Below are 19540 nucleotides of genomic sequence, written 5' to 3' on the forward strand. Positions count from 1 at the left end.
TATAGCAATCCAGTTCCTGTCGCCGGCGCACCGGTTGTGAAACTACCAGTCAACCAGGCTCAGGCCGATGCTCAGAACATTGCGCTTTCGGTTGTAGTCCACCAGGCTGTCGCCGTAGCCGCTGAAAAGCTGCACGTGGTAGCGCAGGCCGGTGTAGTTCGGCGACGAGGCGGGCGCCATCATCCAGTCAAAACGTGCCGAGCCGCGGGCTTCCTTGCGCAGCGAATGGCGCACCGTGACTCCGACCGTATTCGCCTTGTTGATCTGCCAGCTGCCCGTGACTTCGGCGCGGCCCACGTAGTTCTCGATGCCTGGGTTGTCGTCATTGCCGGAGGACTCTTTCATGCGGTCCCAGATTCGCCCCTGCAGGATCAGGCCCGAGTCCGGGCCCAAGGTCTTTTCAGCAGCGCCCATCAGGTAGAGGCGGTTCCAGCTGCGCGACAGCGGCAGCGATTGCCCGTTGGACTGGTGCACCAGCCCCAAGCCTGAGAGCCGGTAGTTCCAGCCGCCCGGCAGAGGAATCTGGTGCGGGTAGATGTAGATGACCTCGGGCTCGTGGTCGGTGGTGCGGAAAGGTCGCGAGATGCTGCCGTTGAACAGCTGCCAGTAGCTTTGCTGCGTGTAGCCAAACCACACCGAGTCATGGTCGTCATCGTCGTTGTCGCCATTTTTCAGCAGGCCTTTGGCGATCTTCGTGCGCACCGACAGCTGGATCTTGTTCTCTGTGCGCATGTAGGGCTGCGACGTCAACGCGGTGTGGCCCGCGGAAGGCGAAGAGGGCTGCGTGTTCACGCTGTCAGACGTGACAACCGCCAGCGAGATCGGCCGGTAGCCGCGCAGCGAGAAGGTGTCGCAGTCCGTGCCGCGCTGCAGTTCCCAGAAGCGGGAGAGCTCCGAGTATTTGGTATTTTTGCAACCGATGGGTTTGCCGTCAGGCGCTTCGGTGTTCAGCGAAGGCAACAGCAGAACGGGCGTGGCGGGCTGCCCGGTTTGGTCGTTGGCAGGGGCTGTTGTTACGCTGGGGCCGGGCGAGGCAGGGGGCGTCTGCGTGTCGGCCCATTGCTGAAAGCAGCTGAGCTGCGCTGCAGGGTTGCCTTTCAGAGCCTGGCAGGTTTGCCAGCCTAGGCTGGATGGGCGGTTTGCGGTAAGGGCTGCATCCGGCTTGACCGAGATGGGCAGTGCGGCGGCCGGCGTGGCTTGCGCATGTGCGCCCGCTGTGGCGAACAGACTGAGAAGGCTCAGGAAAACTGCGCGCAACGGCAACGGCGCGGCGGAAGGGGTGCGGGATATCAGTGGCATGGCGGATTCTGGAGGTTGTGCGGTCAGGGCAACCGGGTCAGCGTAAAAGGCACGTCAGGGGCATTGTCAGGGGCGCTGCTGCTGGTGTCTTTCCAGGTGCCCTTGAAGGCCTTTCCACAGGAGCCTTCGATCATTTCACCATTCCAGGTTCCCGTGATGCTGACATTGTCGGACGACTCGTCGAGCAGCAACATACCGCCCTCCAGGTCGCCGGCCAGTGCCGCCCGGGCGGCGTGCCCGGCAATGGCTTTTGACCCGGCGGCGGTGCCCAGATCGCGGCTTACGATGCCGGCCAGGCTCTCAGAAAATTCGGCATGCCGCTCCAGCAGCATGGTGGCGCGCGCCGGCAAGCCCGCCGGCGGGCGGTCAAAGCGCGCGGCCCACAGCCCGTGCAGCTGCTCCGCTTTTACCTCCGCGCTATTGGGGCATTTGTTGTCAGGGCTGGTTTGGGCTGTGGCCCCCACGCATGATGCGCAGGCAGCTATCAAAAAAAGAGCAGAGCGAAAAAAATACAAGGTCATGGGCAGGTGACACACGGTGGGCCGTGCAATTGCAAACAGGCGGCAAACAAACGGTCGCAACGCAGGCAACCTATGAAGCAGGAACGGCTGCGATGCAGGGGTGAAACGGAATGCGGGCGCGCGGTGCACGGTTCGCAACGCGCGTCGCGGGGGGCTTGCGCACTATCTCACGAATACCCTTGATCTCCACGCAAACACCGGCAAAAACCCGCAGCTTGAAACGATTCGTCATCGTGGCGCTGAAATCTCCTTCAAATTTTTCCGAGTTCCGCCGGTGTTTGCCGTGAATGAGCTTCCGATGCGGCCGCCGCTGCGGCGATCCCATCGGCTGACTTTTTCGCAAACTCCGCGCGCAAGGCCTTGAGCTTTTCGCGCGGGTCTTCTTTCACCGTGGCCTTGTCCAGCGCCATCTCTGCGATGAAGCGGCTGGGTGCACCGGGAATCATGTCGCGGCCTTTTTTTCGTTTGCGCAGCCAGTTCACTGCCAGCGTGCGTTGCGCGCGTGTGATACCCACATACATCAGGCGGCGCTCTTCCTGCAGGCGCAGCGCGATGTTTTCCGTATTGGTGCCGTTGTCGTCTTCCATCTTGAAGGGCAGCAAGCCTTCGTTCACGCCGGCCAGCACCACGTGCGGCCACTCCAGGCCCTTGGCGGCATGCAGCGTGGAAAGCGTCACCACGTTCTGGTCGCCTTCGCGTTCGCTGATGGTGGAGAGCAGCGCGATCGTCTGCACCACTTCGAGCATGGTCTTGGTTTCGGCGGCCACCACCGCGCCCGAAGCGTCGTCGATCTGGCCGCCGCAGCGCTGCGCCACCCAGTCGCAAAAATCCATGACGTTGGTCCAGCGCGCGGCGGCCAGTTTCTCGCTGTCCTCGCCGTCGTACAGGTGCTTCTCGTAATCGATTTCCTTGAGCCAGTCGTTCAGGAAAACGCGCGCGTCCTCCGCGCCCACGGTGCGCTTCGCGCGGTACTCCAGGTCATTCAGGTAGCGGCCGAACTCATGCAGCGAACCCACCGCCTTGGCGGGCAGCACCGATCCCAGTGAGTTGCTGAACAGCGCTTCGAAGAGGCTTTGTTTGGACTGGCTGGCAAAGGTGCCCAGCGCGCCCAGCGTGGTGTGGCCGATGCCGCGCTTGGGCGTGGTCACGGCGCGCATAAACGCCGGGTCGTCGTTGTTGTTCACCAAAAGCCGCATCCAGCAGCACAGGTCCTTGATCTCGGCGCGGTCGAAAAAGCTTTGTCCGCCTGAGACCTTGTAGGGAATGTTGGCCCTGCGAAAGGCTTTCTCGAAAGGCTTGGCCAGGTGGTTGGCGCGGTACAGCACGCAAAAGTCTTTCCACTCCTTGTACTGCCCGCCCTCGGCCTGCAGGCTGCCTTCGGCGCGCAGGCTCTGGATGCGCGCCACCACGCGCTCGGCCTCGTGTTCCTCGCTGTCGCAGTCCACCACGCGCACCGGCTCGCCTTCGCCGAGTTCGCTGAACAGCGTCTTGGGAAAAAGCTTGGGATTGGGCCCGATCACGTTGTTGGCCGCGCGCAGGATGGCGCTGGTGGAGCGGTAGTTCTGCTCAAGCTTCACGACCTTGAGGTTGGGATAGTCCTGCGGCAGTTTCTTCAGGTTGTCCAGCGTCGCGCCGCGCCAGCCGTAGATCGACTGGTCGTCGTCGCCCACCGCGGTGAAGCGGCCGCGCGGGCCCACCAGCAGCTTGAGCATTTCGTACTGCGTGGCGTTGGTGTCCTGGTACTCGTCGACCAGCACATGGCCCAGCGACTCCTGCCATTTGCTGCGCACACTTTCGTGCTCGCGCAGCAGCTTGAGCGGCAGGCCGACCAGGTCGTCGAAGTCCACGCTCTGGTAGGCCGTCAGGCGCTCTTCGTAGTGCGCCATCACGCGGGCGATAGCCCGTTCCTCGTCGCCGTTCGCTTGTGTCAGGGCTTCGGCCGCATTGAGGCCCATGTTTTTCCACAGGCTGATGGTCCATTGCCATTGCCGCGCCGTGGCCGCATCGGTGCTGCCGCCCGCGTCCTTGATGATGCTGGTCACGTCATCGCTGTCGAGGATGGAGAACTGGGGCTTGAGGCCCAGCGCCGCGCCGTCCTGGCGCAGCATGCGCACGCCCAGCGCATGGAAGGTGCAGATCAGCACGCCCTTGGCGCTTTTGCCGATCAGCGTCTTGGCCCGCTCACGCATCTCGGCGGCGGCCTTGTTGGTGAAGGTGATCGCGGCGATTTGTTCGGGCTTGAGCCCCGACTGGATCAAACGGCCTATCTTGTGCGTGATCACCCGCGTCTTGCCCGATCCGGCACCGGCCAGCACCAGGCAGGGGCCATGCAGGTAGTTCACGGCTTCTTGTTGGGCGAGGTTCAGGCCGTGGGTCATGAAAAAGAATCGGTTCCAAAGGGAAAAGTGCGCGCGGCGAGCCCTGTCAAAGCTGCCGGTGAACGGCAAATCATACCGGCTGCCCCTTTGGGGCTTGCAAGACAGCCTGGCCTGCGCCGCCGGTTTCACGCCCGGCGCTTTAGCCGGGGGAAAAGGACCTGGGGCCGGGCGGATGCACCCGAAGCCCCTTGTTCAAGCAATTAGGGCCTGCAGCGCAATGTGTACCTGCGCAAGCAGCTATCAAATCAATAGCAGTGGTTCGACAATGGCCTCAGGCTTGCCGGCTCACCGGGGCCCACCCGCCCTGTGTTAACGACAGGGCCTGGGCCGCTTGCTGCAGCAGCAGGCGCACGGTTGTCTGGTCAGGGCCGACGTGGCGGTCTATGCGCCGGACGTAAGGGCAGGTTAGCGCGGCCAGTGCGCTGTTGTCGGGCCCAAAGACGGGGTAGGAAATATCGGCCACGCCGAAAGATTGCAGGCTGTCGCGCTCGAAGTAGCCTTGCTTGCGGATGACGCTCAGGGCCGCGGCCAAGGCACCGGACTCGATCGGTACCTCGCCTTCAAGGGCGGTGTGCTGGGCCCGCATTTGCTGCGCCCGGCTGGCATCCGCAAACGCCAGCAGCACCTGGCCCGAGGCGGTATCGACCAGCCCGACATGCACCCCCACGCGGACCGTCATGCTCCAGGTGCCGGGGCCGTTGACCTGCGCGGTAATCAGCACATTGCCCTCGTCGTAGATGCCCATGTGGCAGGCCTGCTCCGCCTTGTGCGCAAAAGCCTCCATGACGGGAATGGCCTGGGTCACCAGCCGGTTGAGCGGCGGATGCATATGCGCCAGCGTAAAGAGCTTCAGGCTCAGCGAATAGCGGTCGCCCGAGAGCGAGCGCATGACATATTGCCGCGCCACCAACCGCTCCAGCATGCGATAGATCTCGCTCGCGTTGCGGTCCATTTCCTTGACGATCTCCGCGCGTGTCAGGCCCTGCGGCTGGCGGGCCAGCAACTCAAGAATGTCCAGCCCCTTGTCAAGAGCCGGTGCGCGGTAGCGGTCGTCGGCCAGAGGCTGGGGCGCAATGGCGCCAGCGTCGGTCGGATCCTGGTCGGCAGTCGCAGAAAAAGAATGGTTTTGTTTCATGGCGGCAGGGTGATAAAGGCCGAAGAGTTATTGCAATTTTGATATGCAACGCCGTTATTTTGATATGTGTTGAGGCATTCGCGGTGATTTTCGCCTCCAGAATCCTATTTTGTTTACTTTTGCATCAAATGTTCATCAATAAATTAAATCCTTAACTAGGGAAAGTACGGGGCGTGAAAAGATGCGCCGATTTCTATCATTCAATCCATAAGTAAATAGTTTGTTCATCAATGAACTATTTGTAACAATACGTTTCTTCGCGGCTGGTGCCTTCGCCTTATTTGAATGGTTTTGTGGGTCCAGAAAAGGTTTTTTGTTATGTGTCTTGACGAATTGACGCTAAAAACAGTATTGGTCAGTGCGGCCGCACGAGGCGGCGGCCATTGCGTGAGTGCGCCTGAGAAGCCAGCGGCCAACATGCCGGCCGAAAACAACCTCCAAGCGCGTAGGGCGTTGGGCCGCCCATGACCGCTCTGGTGGCCATCAGCAATCTGTGCAAATCCTTTCCGGGGGTGCGGGCGCTGCACAATGCCCAGCTTGAAGTTGTGGCCGGCGAAGTGCATGCCCTGATGGGAGAGAACGGCGCCGGCAAATCGACCCTGATGAAGATACTGGCCGGCGTCTATCAGAAAGACTCGGGCGAGATCACCGTCGACGGCCAGGCTGTCGAGATTGCCAGCCCGCGCGCTGCGCAGGCGCTGGGCATCGGCATCATCCACCAGGAACTCAACCTGATGAGCCACCTGAGCGTGGCGCAGAACATCTTCATCGGTCGCGAGCCGCGGGGGCGGCTGGGCCTGTTCATCGACACCGAGAAGATGGCCCGCGATACGAAAGCGATTTTCGACCGCCTGAACCTGAACCTGGAGCCGCACACGCTGGTCTGCGACCTGACGGTGGCGCGCCAGCAGATGGTTGAGATCGCCAAGGCGCTGTCTTTCGACTCGCGCGTGCTGATCCTGGACGAACCCACCGCTGCGCTGAACAATGCCGAAATCGACGACTTGTTCCGTATCATCGGCCAGCTCAAGCGCCAGGGCGTCGGCATGGTCTACATCTCGCACAAGATGGACGAGCTCAAGCGCATCTCTGACCGCGTGACGGTGATGCGTGACGGCCAGTACATCGGCACCGTGCCTACCGCTACCACCAGCATGGACACCATCATCGGCATGATGGTCGGGCGCGCGCTGCTCGAAGACGAGAGGCCGCCGGCAACCGATCAAGGTCAGGAGACCGTGCTGGAGGTGCGTGGCCTCAATCGCGGCCGCATGGTCAAGGATGTGAGCTTCACCGTGCGCAAGGGCGAGATCCTGGGGTTTGCCGGCCTGATGGGTGCCGGCCGGACCGAAGTGGCGCGGGCTGTGTTCGGCGCCGACAAAAGGGATTCGGGGGAGATCTGGGTCAAGGGACGCAGGATCGGGGTGCACAGCCCGGCCGATGCGGTGGCGCACGGCATCGGTTACTTGTCGGAAGACCGCAAGCATTTTGGCCTGGCCACCGGCATGGATGTTCAAACCAACATCGTGCTGGCGAACTTGCGGCAGTTTTTAAGCTTCGGGTTTCTTCTCAAACCTCCCGCCATACAGGCCGCGGCGGCGAAGCTGATCACGCAACTGGGCATCAAGACACCGAGCGCGCTGCAGAAAGTAGCGCTGCTGTCGGGCGGCAACCAGCAAAAAATCGTGATTGCCAAATGGCTGGTGCGCGACTGCGAAATTCTGTTTTTTGACGAACCCACGCGCGGTATTGACGTGGGCGCCAAGAGCGAAATCTACAAGCTGCTCAATGCGCTGGCGGCGCAGGGCCGCGCCATCGTGATGATCTCTTCGGAATTGCCCGAGGTGCTGCGCCTGAGTCACCGCATCGTGGTGATGTGCGAGGGCCGCATCACCGGCGAGCTGGCGGCCCGGGATGCGACCCAGGAAAAAATCATGCAGCTGGCCACGCAGCGCGAAGCCCCGGCTGGCGCTTCCCGCACTGCCGCTACTGCCGCCGCTTTTTAAACATGATTCCGGAACCACCATCCATGACCGTCTCCAAGCTGCTGCAGGGTTTCAAAACTGCGGCTTTTAGCAGCAACACCCGTCAAAAGCTGTTGGCGTTTGCCAGCTTGCTGGGATTGCTGATTTTCTTCAGTGTGGCCTCGCCCAGTTTCATGCAGACCGACAACATGGTGGGCATTTTGCAGGCCACGGCAGTCAATGGCGTGCTGGCTATTGCTTGCACCTTTGTCATCATCACCTCGGGCATAGACCTGTCGGTAGGCACCTTGATGACGTTTTGCGCCGTCATGGCCGGGGTGGTGCTGACTTACTGGGGCCTGCCGTTCTACCTGGGGGTTCTGGCGGCTATTTTCTTTGGTGCGTTGTCGGGCTTCACCTCGGGCGTGCTGATCGCGAAGCTGAAGATTCCGCCCTTCATAGCCACGCTGGGCATGATGCTCATGCTCAAGGGCCTGTCGCTGGTTATCACCCATTCCAAGCCCATTTATTTCAACGACACACCTGACTTCTCGCTCATTGCCCAGGACTCATTGATCGGCTACTTCCTGCCAGACCTGCCCATCCCCAATGCGGTGCTGATCCTGTTCGTGTTGGCGGTGGTATCCAGCCTCATCCTGAACAAGACGGTGCTGGGAACCTACACCTTCGCGCTGGGCAGCAACGAAGAGGCGGTGCGCCTGTCGGGCGTGAATGTGGACCGCTGGAAGATCATTGTCTATACGCTCAGCGGCGCGATTTGCGGCGTGGCCGGCCTGCTCATCGCCTCGCGCCTGAATTCCGCGCAGCCGGCGTTGGGCCAGGGCTATGAGCTGGACGCGATTGCCGCCGTCGTGATCGGGGGCACGTCGCTCAGCGGCGGCGCCGGCACGATCCTGGGCACCATCATCGGCGCCTTCATCATCAGCGTGCTGACCAACGGACTGCGCATCATGTCGGTGGCCCAGGAGTGGCAGACCGTGGTGACCGGTCTGATCATCATCGTGGCGGTGTACGCCGACATCTTGAGAAAGCGCAAATAAATGCAAGCAAGCGCGGTTTCAGTCGCCACGCGCCCGCGTGCAGTTCCTATCAAGGAGACCCCACCCCCAATCCCAACTAAGAGCCTCTGCCAACGGTTGATTTTTGATTTTCATTGCAGCACCCCATAACGATCCGGAGACAACATGATTTTGAAACGCACACTTTTGAGCCTCGCACTGGGCCTCGGCCTGGCCTCTACCTTGAGCACAACGGCCCTGGCCGCCGACGAGATCTACATCCCGATGATCTCCAAGGGCTTTCAGCACCAGTTCTGGCAGGCCGTCAAGTCCGGCGCCGAGCAGGCCGGCAAGGATTACAAAGTCAAGGTGACCTTCGAAGGCCCCGAGAGCGAAAGCATGGTCGACAAGCAGATCGACATGTTCGCCGCGGCGCTGGCCAAGAAGCCTTCAGCCATCGGCTTTGCCGCGCTGGACAGCAAAGCGTCCATTCCGCTGCTGAAAAAAGCCCAGGCCGCCAAGATTCCGGTCATCGCCTTTGACTCGGGCGTGGACAGCGACATTCCGGTGACCACGACCACCACCAACAACGTGGCCGCCGCCGCCCTGGCTGCCGACAAGATGGCCGAGCTGATCGGCAAAAGCGGCGATGTGGCCCTGGTGGTGCACGACCAGACCAGCCGCACCGGCATCGACCGCACCGACGGGTTCGTCAACCGCATCAAATCGACCTATCCCAACATCAAGATCGTCAGCGTGCAATACGGCGGCGGCGACCAGCTCAAATCGACCGAAATCACCAAGTCCATCCTGCAGGCCAACCCCAAGCTCAAGGGGATTTTTGGCGCCAACGAAGGCTCGGCCATCGGCGCACTGAACGGCGCCAGGGAGATGAAGCGCAAGGTGGTGATCATTGGTTACGACTCCGGCAAGCAGCAAAAAGCCGCCATTCTCGATGGCTCGATGGCGGGCGCCATCACCCAGAACCCGGTGGGCATCGGCTACAAGACCGTCGAGGCGGCGGTCAAGGCCCTCAAGGGCGAGAAGCTGCCCAAGGTCATCGACACCGGTTTTTACTACTACGACAAGACCACCATCAACGATCCAAAAATCGCTGCGGTCCTGTACGACTGATGGCTTGGGCGGCCTCAGGGCTGCCCTGCGCTGAAGGGCTGGCCGCAAGCGGCCGGCGCCTTCCTCTGGCAGCACTTTTTTTCAACGGGCAAACAGGCAATCTCTTATGAGCGTTATCCAATCCATGCGTGTCATCGACGTGCGTTTCCCCACGTCGAAGCACCTTGACGGCTCGGATGCGATGAATCCGGACCCGGATTATTCGGCCGCCTATGTCGTGCTGGAAACCGGCCTGCCGGGGCTCGAAGGCCACGGCCTGACCTTCACCATCGGCCGCGGCAATGAAATCTGCTGCGCTGCGATCGAAGCCATGCGTCATCTGGTGGTTGGCCTGGACATGGACTGGGTGACCGAGGACATGGGCCGCTTCTGGCGTTTCATCACCTCGGACAGTCAGTTGCGGTGGATTGGCCCGGACAAGGGAGCGATCCACCTGGCAACTGCCGCCGTGGTCAATGCCGTGTGGGACCTGTGGGCCAAGCAGGAAGGCGTGCCGGTGTGGAAGCTGGTGGCCCGCATGAGCCCTGAAGAAATTGTCAGGTTGATCGACTTTCGCTACATCACTGATTGCATCACCCCGGCCGAGGCGCTGGCGCTGCTGACGCGCCAGGCTGTCGGCAAAGACGCGCGGCTGAAGACCCTTGAGCAGGAAGGCTACGCCTGCTACACCACCTCTGCGGGTTGGCTGGGCTATGACGATGAAAAGCTCAGGCGCCTGGCCCAGGAGGCGGTGGATGCCGGCTTTTCGCACATCAAACTCAAGGTGGGCCGTGACCTGCAGGACGACATCCGTCGGGTGCGCGTCGCCCGCGAGGTGCTCGGCCCCGACCGCACCCTGATGATCGATGCCAACCAGGTGTGGGATGTGAACGAGGCGATTGACTGGCTGGGCCACCTGGGCTTTGCGAAGCCCTGGTTCATCGAGGAGCCGACCAGTCCCGACGACATCGAGGGTCACCGCCGCATCCGCGAGGCGGTGAAGGGTGACATGCAGGTCGCCACCGGCGAGATGTGCCAGAACCGCGTGATGTTCAAGCAGCTCATCATGCGGGGCGCGATCGACGTGGTGCAGATTGACGCCTGCCGCCTGGGCGGCGTCAACGAAGTGCTGGCCGTGATGCTGATGGCGGCCAAGTATGGCCTCAAGGTGTGTCCGCATGCCGGCGGTGTCGGCCTGTGTGAATACGTGCAGCACCTGTCGATGATCGACTACCTCTGCATCGCCGGGACCAAGGAAGGCCGGGTCATCGAATACGTGGACCACCTGCATGAGCATTTCGTGGACCCCTGCGTGATCCGCAATGCCGCCTACATGCCGCCGCAGCGGCCGGGTTATTCGATTGAGATGAAGCCCGAATCGCTGGCGCAGTACGCCTTTAAGGGCTGAAGACCCGCCCTGCTTCCTCATAACAACTGCCAAACCAATACCCGAAACCGGAGCCCCTTGATGGATTTGCACCTTCAAAACAAGATTGTCATTGTGACCGGCGGCGGCGCCGGAATTGGCGGGGCCATCAGCCTGCAGCTGGCGCGGGAGGGCGCTGTGCCGGTGATCTTCGGCCGCAGCCCCTTGCTGCCTGAATTTTCCGGGGCCTTGCGGGAGATGGGTGCCCGTCACGGGTTTTTTCAGCTCAACCTTGAAAACGAAACGGCCTGCCGGGCCGCGGTGCAGGGCACCATAGCCGAATTCGGCGGCATTGATGCGCTGGTCAACAACGCCGGCGTTAACGACAGCGTCGGCCTGGAGGCCGGCCGCGATGCGTTCGTGCAGTCGCTGGAGTCCAACCTGACGCATTGCTACCTGATGGCGCACCTGTGCCTGGACCAGCTCAAGGCCAGGCGCGGCGCCATCGTCAATATTTCCTCCAAGACGGCGCTGACTGGCCAGGGCAACACCAGCGGCTACGTCGCGGCCAAAGCAGCCCAGCTGGGGCTGACACGTGAATGGGCTGCCGCCCTGGCGCCGTACGGCGTGCGGGTCAATGCGGTGCTGCCGGCCGAGGTCATGACGCCGCTCTATGAAACGTGGCTCAAGACCTTTGCCGATCCGGCGGCGACGCTGAAAGACATCACGACCCGGATTCCCCTGGGCCAGCGCATGACGACCGACCGCGAAATTGCCGACACGGTGGTGTTCCTGCTGTCCGACCGCGCCTCGCATACCACCGGCCAGTGGATACATCCCGATGGCGGCTATGTCCATCTGGACCGCGCTTTACCCGCCCGCTGACCGCCATGAACAGACACCTACACGGCCGAAACGCCATGCGCGGCTGCCCGCTAACCGGGGCTGTAAAGCACCGTGAAAGCTGGCAGCCAAGATTTCCCCGCCCGAACCGGGTTCGCTCTGGGCAGCCATGCCGGCGAATGGGCATATCCGGACTTCTTTAACTCAAACCACCCTAGAAAAGAGACAAATCATGAAAGCTGCTTTCCGTAATATGTATCTGGGCGCTGCCTGCGTGGCTGCGCTGGCTCCGCAGATGGCCTCGGCCCAATCCACAGTGACCTTATACGGACGTGTCGTATCGGGCCTGGCCTATATCGACAAGGTGTACGACCCAGTGGCCAATGCCAGCTTCTCCAAAACCATGGTGGCCAGCAACCAGTGGGGCACCAGCATGTGGGGCCTCAAGGGCAATGAAGACCTGGGAGGTGGACTTGCGGCCAACTTCGTTCTCGAAGGCGGGTTTGAACTTAAAAACGGGGGTGCTGGCGCGGGATTGTTCAACCGCCGCGCCTATGTCGGTTTGTCCAACGCCAGCTGGGGCAGCTTTCGCCTCGGCAAGAACCTGTTCATCAGCAATGATGTGTGGGATCTGGACCCCACCGGCCAGCAGTGGGTGGGCAGCGCCACGCTGGTCAGAGGCCGTAGCTGGGTTGGTGCAAACAACGTCGTCGAGTATTCAACGCCTAATATGGGCGGCTTTAGCGCCACCGGCCAAATCTCGTTCGGCGAACAGGCCGGCAACAGCAAGGCCAACCGCGGCGAAGGCATATCGATGACCTACGCGAACCAGGACCTGATGCTCCGCGCCATTTACAGCCGGCGCCATGATGTCGCCGGCACCTTCACCGATGTTTACAACACTTCCAAGGAAACCATTATTGGCGGCACCTACAAGATCGGACCGGCCAAGCTGTTTGCCGCGTACGACTACATCACCGCGCCTAACGCGCTCCTCACCGCCCCGTCCAAGCTCAAGCATGGCTGGGTCGGCGTTCGCTACGATGTAACGCCGGCTCTCACGCTGATCGGCTCGGTGTTTCACGTCAAGGCCGACCGCGTGGCCGGCAAGGCCACCCTGGCCATGGTGGGCGCGGACTACAGCATGTCCAAGCGCACCTTGCTGTACGCGTCATTCGGCGGCGTCAGAAACTCCAGCGGCGCCAATTTCGGGGTGGACACAGGGATCTCGGGCAATCCGGCGGCCAACCAGTCGCAAAGAACCGTTTATGCGGGCATTGCGCATAGCTTTTAAAGGCGCCAGCCACGTCGCGGGGCGTGTTTAGGCACCCCGTGGCTGGCCGACTGGCTTGCGGGGAGCAAATCAACACCCTGATTTGCGCCAGTCATCCAGCCGTCTTTTGCTATCAAATAAATAGCTGCTTGCGCAGGATCTGCCTGGGCCGCAGCTATTTTTTTGCATAATCGGGCAAATTTCCCCGCTGCTTCTGCATTTCCTTCTTCCTTAATCGCTGGGACCTTCCCGGTGCGGACGAAGACTGGATACTTCTTCTCCAGCCGTGCGGGCGTGGGCGACAATCGGCGCCGTGCTCAGCATTCTTTTCATCACTTTCCCTTTTTTCGCCCTGGTTCTGTGCGGCTATGTCGCCGCGCGCAAAGGCCTGCTTCCGCAGCTGGCCATTCCTGGGCTCAACACCTTTGTGCTGTATTTCGCGCTGCCTTGCATGCTGTACCGCTTTGGCGCCGGCACGCCGATTGCGCAGTTGCTGGATGGCAGCCTGGTGGCGGTGTACCTGGTGTGCGCGCTGCTGATGGTGGCCTTCACCGTGATGGTCACGCGCAAGGGACGCATTGCCTGGAACGATGCATCTTTTGGCGCACTGGTGGCGGCCTTTCCCAACACCGGTTTCATGGGCGTGCCTCTGCTGGTGGCGCTGCTGGGCGCGCAGGCCGCCGGCCCGGCCATCGTCACCATCCTGGTCGATTTGCTGGTGACAAGCTCGCTGTGCATCGCGCTGTCGCGGCTGGACTCGGCCGACATCCACGGCGCCGAGGTTGCGGCGCAAAAGGCGCTCAAGGGCGTCGCGCTCAATCCCATGCCGTGGGCCATCGTGCTGGGTGCGCTGTCGTCCGGACTGGGCGTGGTGCTGTGGGCGCCCGTGATGCAGACCGTGGGACTGCTGGCTGATGCTGCCTCGCCGGTGGCGCTTTTCACCATTGGCGCAGTGCTGGCTCGCTCTCAAATGAATAGCACGGCAGCCACGCCTTTCAAGGAGTACGTGCCGGTTGCGCTCATCAAACTGGTGCTGCACCCGATGCTTGTGGGCCTGGTGGGGCTAGGGGCCATCGCAGTGGGCGTGCCCCTGCAGCCTTTTGCACTCACGGTGATCGTGCTGGTCGCGGCCTTGCCGAGCGCCAGCAATGTGGCGCTGTTGGCAGAGCGTTTCGGCGCCGACAACGGTCGTATCGCTCGCATCATCCTGCTGTCGACGGTGCTGGCGTTCTTCAGCTTCTCCGCAGCGGTGGCCTTGCTGACTTGAGCCTGGTACCCGGTCTTTTCGGCCGCTGTTACAAAAAAGCTGAAAAAAAGACGGTCTCGCGCTGTCGATTTCCCCCATCCCATTCGTCGTATCCCTAAGAGCAGGATGTTTTTGCCTGGGTTGTCCGGGCTCTCCGCTCTCAATGCAACCCCAAAGGAGTCCGAAATGAAATTCATGGTCTTGATCAAAGCCGACAAACACAGCGAAGCCGGCGAAATGCCCAGTGAGCAACTGCTGGCCGACATGGGCAAGTTCAACGAATCGCTGGTCAAGGCCGGCGTGATGCTGGCGGGAGAGGGGCTGCACCCCAGCGCCAAGGGCGCGCGCGTGAAGTTTTCCGGCAACAAGCGCACCGTGATTGACGGGCCTTTCCCCGAAACCAGGGAGCTGGTCTGTGGCTTCTGGATGTTGCAGGTCTCGTCAAAAGAAGAAGCGATTGAATGGGTCAAGCGCTGCCCCTTCCCACCTGAGAGCGAAGCCGAAATCGAAATCCGCCAGGTGTTTTCGGCCGAAGACTTCGGCGCCGAGTTCACGCCTGAGCTTCGCGAAGCCGAAGACCGCTTGCGCCAGGAGGTCGAGGCCCGCTCCGGCGCGCAGTCCTGAAAACAGGCGTTCGGCTGCCGTGGCCGTGTTTGAGGTAAAAACCGGGGACGGCGGCATGGGCCGCCATCCTGAGGAGATTCCACGCATGCAATACATGATCCTGCGAAAATCCGACGCGAGCACCGAGGCCGGCGAGTTGCCCAGCCCCGCGCTGCTGGCGGCCATGGGCGCCTACAACGAGGCACTGGCGAAGGCTGGCATGCTGTTAGGTGGCGAGGGCCTTCAGGCGAGTTCCAAAGGCGCGCTCATCCGGTTTTCCGGCGGCAAGCCCACGGTGACCGACGGCCCCTTCACCGAAGCCAAAGAGCTGATCGCCGGCTTCACCATGATGGAAGCAGCTTCGCGGGAAGAGGTCATCGAATGGCTCAAACGCTGGCCGCAGGAAGACGCTGACGGCAATACCTCGCTGGAAATCCGCGAAGGCGGCTGCCCCGGCGGCCTGCGCGGTGTGGGTGGAGAAGACGCACCGCCCTTGCCCGACGGATTCAGGCGCTTCATGATTCTGCTGAAGGCCAATGACCGTACTGAAGCCGGTATCGTGCCCGACAGCCAGTGGCTGGGGCGCATGGCCCAACACAATGACGAAGCCGTCAAGGCTGGCGTGCTGCTGATGGGCGAAGGCCTCAAGCCCAGCGCCAGTGCTTCCCGTATGAAATTCACCCGCGGCAAACCCAGCGTAATGGATGGGCCCTTCGCTGAAGCCAAAGAACTGCTGGCCGGTTTCTGGATCATCCAGGCGCGGTCGCTGCAGGCCGCGGTGGACTGGGCGCTGGCCTACCCCTTCCCGTTTCGCGATACGGAAGAGGTTGAGGTCGAAATTCGGCTGTTGTACGAGGCTGCGGACTTCGCCCTGGCCTAGTGCTGAGGGGAATGAGGGGGTGGTCAAAAATATTTCGAAATATTTTGGCCAGACATGTCGATTTCGGGTTTTTCGTTCGTCGTACAGCTGAGCAGACGTTTTTTGGAGGGCGCAAAGCCCCCGATGAATTCGGCGCTCGACCATTCATCAAATGAACGAACACCAAAAAGGGGATTTATATGTTCAAGACCATTGCCATCGTTGCGGCCGTCGCCATTGTGGTTTTCATCGCTGCCGTGCTGGTGCTTGCCTCCAACAAGCCCGACATCTTCCGTGTCCAGCGCCAGACCACCATCCAGGCGCCGCCCGAAAAAATCTTCCCGCTGATCAACGACTACAAACAGTGGGGCGCGTGGTCTCCCTATGAAAAGAAAGACCCGGCGATGAAGCGCAGCTTCAGCGGCCCGGCCGCCGGCAAAGGTGCGGCCTACGCCTGGGAAGGCAAGGAGGTCGGCACGGGCGACATGCTGATCACCGAGTCCGTGCCGGCATCCCTCATCAAGATAGACCTGAATTTCAGCAAGCCCTTTGAGTCCCACAACAAGGTGGTCTTCAGCATTCAGCCGCAGGCCGGCGGCAGCGTCGTGAGCTGGGAGATGGCAGGCCCCGCGCCCCTCATATCCAGGGTCATGCATGTCTTCTTCAACATCGACAAGATGGTGGGCAATGACTTTGAAGCCGGCCTGGCCGACCTGAAGGCGATTGCCGAAAAATAAGCCACGGTCCCGGCAGGTTTTTTTCAGAAAACCTGTCGATTCCGCAAAACCCGTTCGTCATACAGTGAGAGCCAGCCTTTAAAAGGCGAAGTGCTTCAAGGCCCGGCTCGCCAACCCCCAATCCACACTCAAGGAGTATTAAAAATGCGATTCATGATGCTGATGATCCCCAAAGGCTACGAAACCGCCGCTGCAGGTACCCTGCCCGGTGCCGACGCTGTGGCCGCGATGATGAAATACAACGAAGAGCTGCAAAAAGCCGGTGTGCTGATCGCGCTGGACGGCCTGCACCCGCCTTCCATGGGCGCCCGCGTGACCTTCCCCGGCGGCAAGGCCCGCGTCAGCGACGGCCCTTTTGCCGAAGCCCGCGAAGTGCTGGGCGGCTACTGGATGATCAACGTGGCTTCGCGTGCCGAGGCTATCGAGTGGGCTTCGCGCTGCCCCGGCGGTGAAAACGAAATCATCGAAGTGCGCCAGGTGCAGGAGATGAGCGACTTCCCGGCCGACGTGCAGAAAGCCGCCGCCGGTTTCACCGAAATGCAGCAAAGCGCAAGCAAGGGCAAGGGCGCCTGAAGCCGCATGGCGTTCAATGAAACCCATCGTGCCATCGACGCCGTCTGGCGCATCGAGTCGGCCAAGGTCATCGCCAAGGTTGCACGCATGGTGCAAGAGGTGGGCCTGGCCGAAGAGATCGCGCAGGACGCACTGGTCACCGCGCTGGAGCGCTGGCCCAAGACCGGCGTGCCGGACAACCCGGGTGCCTGGCTCATGGCTGTGGCCAAGCACCGCGCCATTGACTACCTGCGGCGGCGCAAGCTGCTCGCGCTCAAGCACGAAGAGCTGGGCCGCGAGCTCGAGATGGAGCAGGACATGGCTTTTGCCGACGTAGACGAAGCCGGGTCCGGGGACGACGGCGCCGACGACTACGGCGACGACCTGCTGCGCCTGATCTTCACTGCGTGCCACCCGGTGCTCTCTACCGAAGCGCGTATTGCACTCACGCTGCGGCTGTTGGGCGGCCTCAGCACCGACGAAATCGCACGTGCCTTCCTGGTGCCCGAGCCCACGGTGGCCCAGCGCATCGTGCGCGCCAAGCGCACGCTGGCTGAGGCGCGCGTGCCCTTTGAAGTGCCGGGCCCTGATGAGCGCGGTGCCCGGCTGGCCTCGGTGCTGGAAGTCATCTACCTGATCTTCAACGAGGGCTACTCCGCCACCTCGGGCGGCGACTGGATGCGGCCCGCGCTTTGCGACGAAGCCTTGCGGCTGGGGCGTGTGCTGGCCGAGCTTGCAACGCAAGAGCCCGAGGTTCACGGCCTGGTCGCGCTCATGGAAATCCAGGCCTCGCGCGCCAAGGCGCGCACCGGGCCTTCGGGCGAGCCCATTCTGCTGCTGGAACAGAACCGTGCCCGCTGGGACCACATCCTGATACGCCGCGGCTTTGCTGCACTGGCGCGCGCCGAGGCGCTGGGTGGCGCGCTGGGGCCGTATGCACTGCAGGCCGCCATTGCCGCCTGCCATGCGCGCGCCCCCACCGGCGCCGACACCGACTGGCAGCGCATTGCCGCGCTGTACGACGCGCTGGCGCAGCTGATGCCCTCGCCGGTGGTGGAGCTCAACCGCGCCGTGGCGCTGGCCATGGCTTTCGGCCCTGCGACGGGGCTGGAGGTGGTCGATGCATTGCTGGCCGAGCCCTTGATGAAAAATTACCACCTGCTGCCCAGCGTGCGCGGCGACTTTTTGTTCAAGCTCGGCCGGCTGGAGGAAGCGCATGCGGAGTTCGAGCGCGCCGCCTCGCTCACCCGTAATCTGCGTGAGCGCGAACTGCTGTTGGCGCGTGCTGCGGCCTGCACGCCGGACGCGACGCCGCGCCTTTCCTGAAGCGCTTCAATCTGCGGGCTTGCGGCCGCCCAGCATGCAGGCAATAGCCGCCAATTGCAGCAGCACCGTCGCGCCGAAGTAGAGGCCTGTGCCGGCGCCGAGGTGTGCAGGGCCTCCATCGCCAGTGACCAGCAGCAGCGCAAAAGTCGCCGGCGCCAGTGCCCACAGGCCTTGCGACATGGCCACGATCAGCGCCACCACGTGCGGCACATCTTCCTTGACGAACTCCACCTGCGCCACCAGCGGCGGCAGCGAAGTCGCGTTACCGATGCCCACGCCGAACAGCACCACGCCCAGCAGGATCAGCGCGGTCTGGTGTTCCGCTGCACAGGCCAGCAGCAGCGACCCGGCGATCTGCACCGCGTAGCTGACGCTCGCCACCACGCGGCGCTCGGCATCGGCAGGCATGAATTTGCCGACCGCTGTTCGGCCGCCTATGGCGCAGGCCGTGGCCAGCGCCATCGCCAGGCCCGCGCCCTGGGCGCTGAGCGCCGACACCAGCAGCGAATACAAATGCGTGATCAGGCCAGCCTGGGCGAACAAGCTCAGCGCCATCGCCGCGGCCAGCGTGCGAAAGCCGCGGTCGCTCCACAGCTGGCGGCCCGGCAGCGGTTTGGCATGCGCCGACGTGATGCCGCGCGCTGGCGCGCCCGGTGCGTCACCGTCGGGACGCTGGCCCAAGCGCTCGGGCGTTTGCGTCACCACCAAAAAGCAGAGGCAAGCCACGATGACCAGCATGGCCGCACCCACCAGCAGGGCGGCGGCGGTAAAGCCCATCGCGCCAATCAAAGCACCCCACAGCGGCGAGAAAATCACGCCGCCCAGGCTGGCGCCGTTATAGGCCTTGGCCAGCGCCATGGGCCGGCTGCGCACAAACCAGGGCGAGATGATGGCGTTGATGCCCGCAGCGGCCATGGTGACCCAGCCGCCGCCGGTCAATACGGCGGCCACAAACAGCTGCCAGGGTTGTGCGGCTAAAGCCCAGCCCAGCAGGCCGGTGGCCAGCGCTGCGCACCCTGCGGAGGTCGTGGCCGCAACACCCAACCGGGCATGAATACGCGGCAGGCAAGCCACTACGCCCGCGCCGAACAGGAAATGAAATGTGACGGCGGCCGACACCAGCGGCAGCGCCCAGCCGGTGCGCGCCAGCACCGCATGCAGAAAAATGGCCGGGCTGTAAAAGCCCACACCCCAGCCAAAGATGGCCAGCACAAAGGCGGCCCGCACCACGGTGGTTCCGTAAAAGGCGCGTGGCGTCGGCGGTTGCAGGGTTGGGTTCATTGGCAGTTCCATGAGGTTCTCCTTG

Annotated in this window: 17 protein-coding genes; 12 read left to right on the top strand and 5 right to left on the bottom strand. The window is 62.4% G+C overall.

Annotation, left to right across the window (positions count from 1 at the left end):
• Nucleotides 1-42 precede the first annotated feature (42 nt).
• From ABI546_RS00080 to ABI546_RS00095, 4 genes are all read right to left on the bottom strand, one after another.
• Nucleotides 43-1299 (bottom strand): phospholipase A, encoded by a 1257-nt coding sequence (locus tag ABI546_RS00080; RefSeq protein WP_348042848.1) that lies wholly within the window; start codon nucleotides 1297-1299, stop codon nucleotides 43-45.
• A 23-nt stretch (nucleotides 1300-1322) separates the two neighbouring features.
• Nucleotides 1323-1820 (bottom strand): hypothetical protein, encoded by a 498-nt coding sequence (locus ABI546_RS00085; protein ID WP_348042850.1) that lies wholly within the window; start codon nucleotides 1818-1820, stop codon nucleotides 1323-1325.
• A 251-nt stretch (nucleotides 1821-2071) separates the two neighbouring features.
• Nucleotides 2072-4198 carry a UvrD-helicase domain-containing protein gene (locus ABI546_RS00090; RefSeq protein ID WP_348042852.1) on the bottom strand — a complete coding sequence of 709 codons (2127 nt, stop codon included), beginning with the start codon at nucleotides 4196-4198 and terminating at the stop codon, nucleotides 2072-2074.
• A 271-nt stretch (nucleotides 4199-4469) separates the two neighbouring features.
• Complete coding sequence (locus ABI546_RS00095; protein ID WP_348042854.1) at nucleotides 4470-5333, bottom strand: IclR family transcriptional regulator; 864 nt, start codon at nucleotides 5331-5333, stop codon at nucleotides 4470-4472.
• 464 nt (nucleotides 5334-5797) lie between these two features.
• Between ABI546_RS00095 and ABI546_RS00100 the strand changes: the two genes are divergently transcribed.
• The 12 genes from ABI546_RS00100 (at nucleotide 5798) to ABI546_RS00155 (ending at nucleotide 18234) form a co-directional block, all read left to right on the top strand.
• Nucleotides 5798-7339 carry a sugar ABC transporter ATP-binding protein gene (locus ABI546_RS00100; RefSeq protein WP_348042856.1) on the top strand — a complete coding sequence of 514 codons (1542 nt, stop codon included), beginning with the start codon at nucleotides 5798-5800 and terminating at the stop codon, nucleotides 7337-7339.
• Nucleotides 7340-7362: 23 nt separating this feature from the next.
• Nucleotides 7363-8358: an ABC transporter permease gene (locus ABI546_RS00105; protein ID WP_348042858.1), complete on the top strand. Its 996-nt coding sequence runs from the start codon at nucleotides 7363-7365 to the stop codon at nucleotides 8356-8358.
• 147 nt (nucleotides 8359-8505) lie between these two features.
• A complete protein-coding gene (locus ABI546_RS00110) occupies nucleotides 8506-9450 on the top strand; it encodes an ABC transporter substrate-binding protein (RefSeq protein WP_348042906.1) in 945 nt (314 codons plus the stop codon).
• A 106-nt stretch (nucleotides 9451-9556) separates the two neighbouring features.
• Nucleotides 9557-10837: an L-fuconate dehydratase gene (locus ABI546_RS00115; protein ID WP_348042860.1), complete on the top strand. Its 1281-nt coding sequence runs from the start codon at nucleotides 9557-9559 to the stop codon at nucleotides 10835-10837.
• 60 nt (nucleotides 10838-10897) lie between these two features.
• The gene (locus ABI546_RS00120) at nucleotides 10898-11680 is read left to right on the top strand and encodes an SDR family oxidoreductase (protein WP_348042862.1); all 783 of its coding nucleotides are present in this window, start codon (nucleotides 10898-10900) and stop codon (nucleotides 11678-11680) included.
• 190 nt (nucleotides 11681-11870) lie between these two features.
• Nucleotides 11871-12932: a porin gene (locus tag ABI546_RS00125; RefSeq protein WP_348042864.1), complete on the top strand. Its 1062-nt coding sequence runs from the start codon at nucleotides 11871-11873 to the stop codon at nucleotides 12930-12932.
• A 292-nt stretch (nucleotides 12933-13224) separates the two neighbouring features.
• Nucleotides 13225-14178, top strand: a complete 954-nt coding sequence (locus ABI546_RS00130; protein ID WP_348042866.1) for an AEC family transporter — start codon at nucleotides 13225-13227, stop codon at nucleotides 14176-14178.
• A 165-nt stretch (nucleotides 14179-14343) separates the two neighbouring features.
• On the top strand, nucleotides 14344-14781 hold the full coding sequence (locus tag ABI546_RS00135) for a YciI family protein (RefSeq protein ID WP_348042868.1): 438 nt from the start codon (nucleotides 14344-14346) through the stop codon (nucleotides 14779-14781).
• Nucleotides 14782-14866: 85 nt separating this feature from the next.
• Nucleotides 14867-15640: a YciI family protein gene (locus tag ABI546_RS00140; protein ID WP_348042872.1), complete on the top strand. Its 774-nt coding sequence runs from the start codon at nucleotides 14867-14869 to the stop codon at nucleotides 15638-15640.
• 179 nt (nucleotides 15641-15819) lie between these two features.
• A complete protein-coding gene (locus tag ABI546_RS00145) occupies nucleotides 15820-16356 on the top strand; it encodes an SRPBCC family protein (protein WP_348042874.1) in 537 nt (178 codons plus the stop codon).
• A gap of 144 nt (nucleotides 16357-16500) precedes the next feature.
• Nucleotides 16501-16929: a YciI family protein gene (locus ABI546_RS00150; protein ID WP_348042876.1), complete on the top strand. Its 429-nt coding sequence runs from the start codon at nucleotides 16501-16503 to the stop codon at nucleotides 16927-16929.
• A 6-nt stretch (nucleotides 16930-16935) separates the two neighbouring features.
• A complete protein-coding gene (locus ABI546_RS00155) occupies nucleotides 16936-18234 on the top strand; it encodes an RNA polymerase sigma factor (RefSeq protein WP_348042878.1) in 1299 nt (432 codons plus the stop codon).
• Between the two features lie 6 nt (nucleotides 18235-18240).
• On the opposite strand, the gene ABI546_RS00160 is transcribed toward ABI546_RS00155, so the two are convergent.
• Complete coding sequence (locus tag ABI546_RS00160) at nucleotides 18241-19527, bottom strand: MFS transporter (protein WP_348042880.1); 1287 nt, start codon at nucleotides 19525-19527, stop codon at nucleotides 18241-18243.
• Nucleotides 19528-19540: the final 13 nt, after the last annotated feature.

The organism is Polaromonas sp., from assembly GCF_039932935.1.
In the GTDB taxonomy this organism is placed as follows: Bacteria; Pseudomonadota; Gammaproteobacteria; order Burkholderiales; family Burkholderiaceae_C; genus Polaromonas.

Coding starts and splice junctions, on each gene's coding strand:
- ABI546_RS00080 (WP_348042848.1), bottom strand. CDS start 1,299: ATGCCACTGATATCCCGCACCCCTTCCGCCGCGCCGTTGCCGTTGCGC.
- ABI546_RS00085 (WP_348042850.1), bottom strand. CDS start 1,820: ATGACCTTGTATTTTTTTCGCTCTGCTCTTTTTTTGATAGCTGCCTGC.
- ABI546_RS00090 (WP_348042852.1), bottom strand. CDS start 4,198: ATGACCCACGGCCTGAACCTCGCCCAACAAGAAGCCGTGAACTACCTG.
- ABI546_RS00095 (WP_348042854.1), bottom strand. CDS start 5,333: ATGAAACAAAACCATTCTTTTTCTGCGACTGCCGACCAGGATCCGACC.
- ABI546_RS00100 (WP_348042856.1), top strand. CDS start 5,798: ATGACCGCTCTGGTGGCCATCAGCAATCTGTGCAAATCCTTTCCGGGG.
- ABI546_RS00105 (WP_348042858.1), top strand. CDS start 7,363: ATGACCGTCTCCAAGCTGCTGCAGGGTTTCAAAACTGCGGCTTTTAGC.
- ABI546_RS00115 (WP_348042860.1), top strand. CDS start 9,557: ATGAGCGTTATCCAATCCATGCGTGTCATCGACGTGCGTTTCCCCACG.
- ABI546_RS00120 (WP_348042862.1), top strand. CDS start 10,898: ATGGATTTGCACCTTCAAAACAAGATTGTCATTGTGACCGGCGGCGGC.
- ABI546_RS00125 (WP_348042864.1), top strand. CDS start 11,871: ATGAAAGCTGCTTTCCGTAATATGTATCTGGGCGCTGCCTGCGTGGCT.
- ABI546_RS00135 (WP_348042868.1), top strand. CDS start 14,344: ATGAAATTCATGGTCTTGATCAAAGCCGACAAACACAGCGAAGCCGGC.
- ABI546_RS00140 (WP_348042872.1), top strand. CDS start 14,867: ATGCAATACATGATCCTGCGAAAATCCGACGCGAGCACCGAGGCCGGC.
- ABI546_RS00145 (WP_348042874.1), top strand. CDS start 15,820: ATGTTCAAGACCATTGCCATCGTTGCGGCCGTCGCCATTGTGGTTTTC.
- ABI546_RS00150 (WP_348042876.1), top strand. CDS start 16,501: ATGCGATTCATGATGCTGATGATCCCCAAAGGCTACGAAACCGCCGCT.
- ABI546_RS00155 (WP_348042878.1), top strand. CDS start 16,936: ATGGCGTTCAATGAAACCCATCGTGCCATCGACGCCGTCTGGCGCATC.
- ABI546_RS00160 (WP_348042880.1), bottom strand. CDS start 19,527: ATGGAACTGCCAATGAACCCAACCCTGCAACCGCCGACGCCACGCGCC.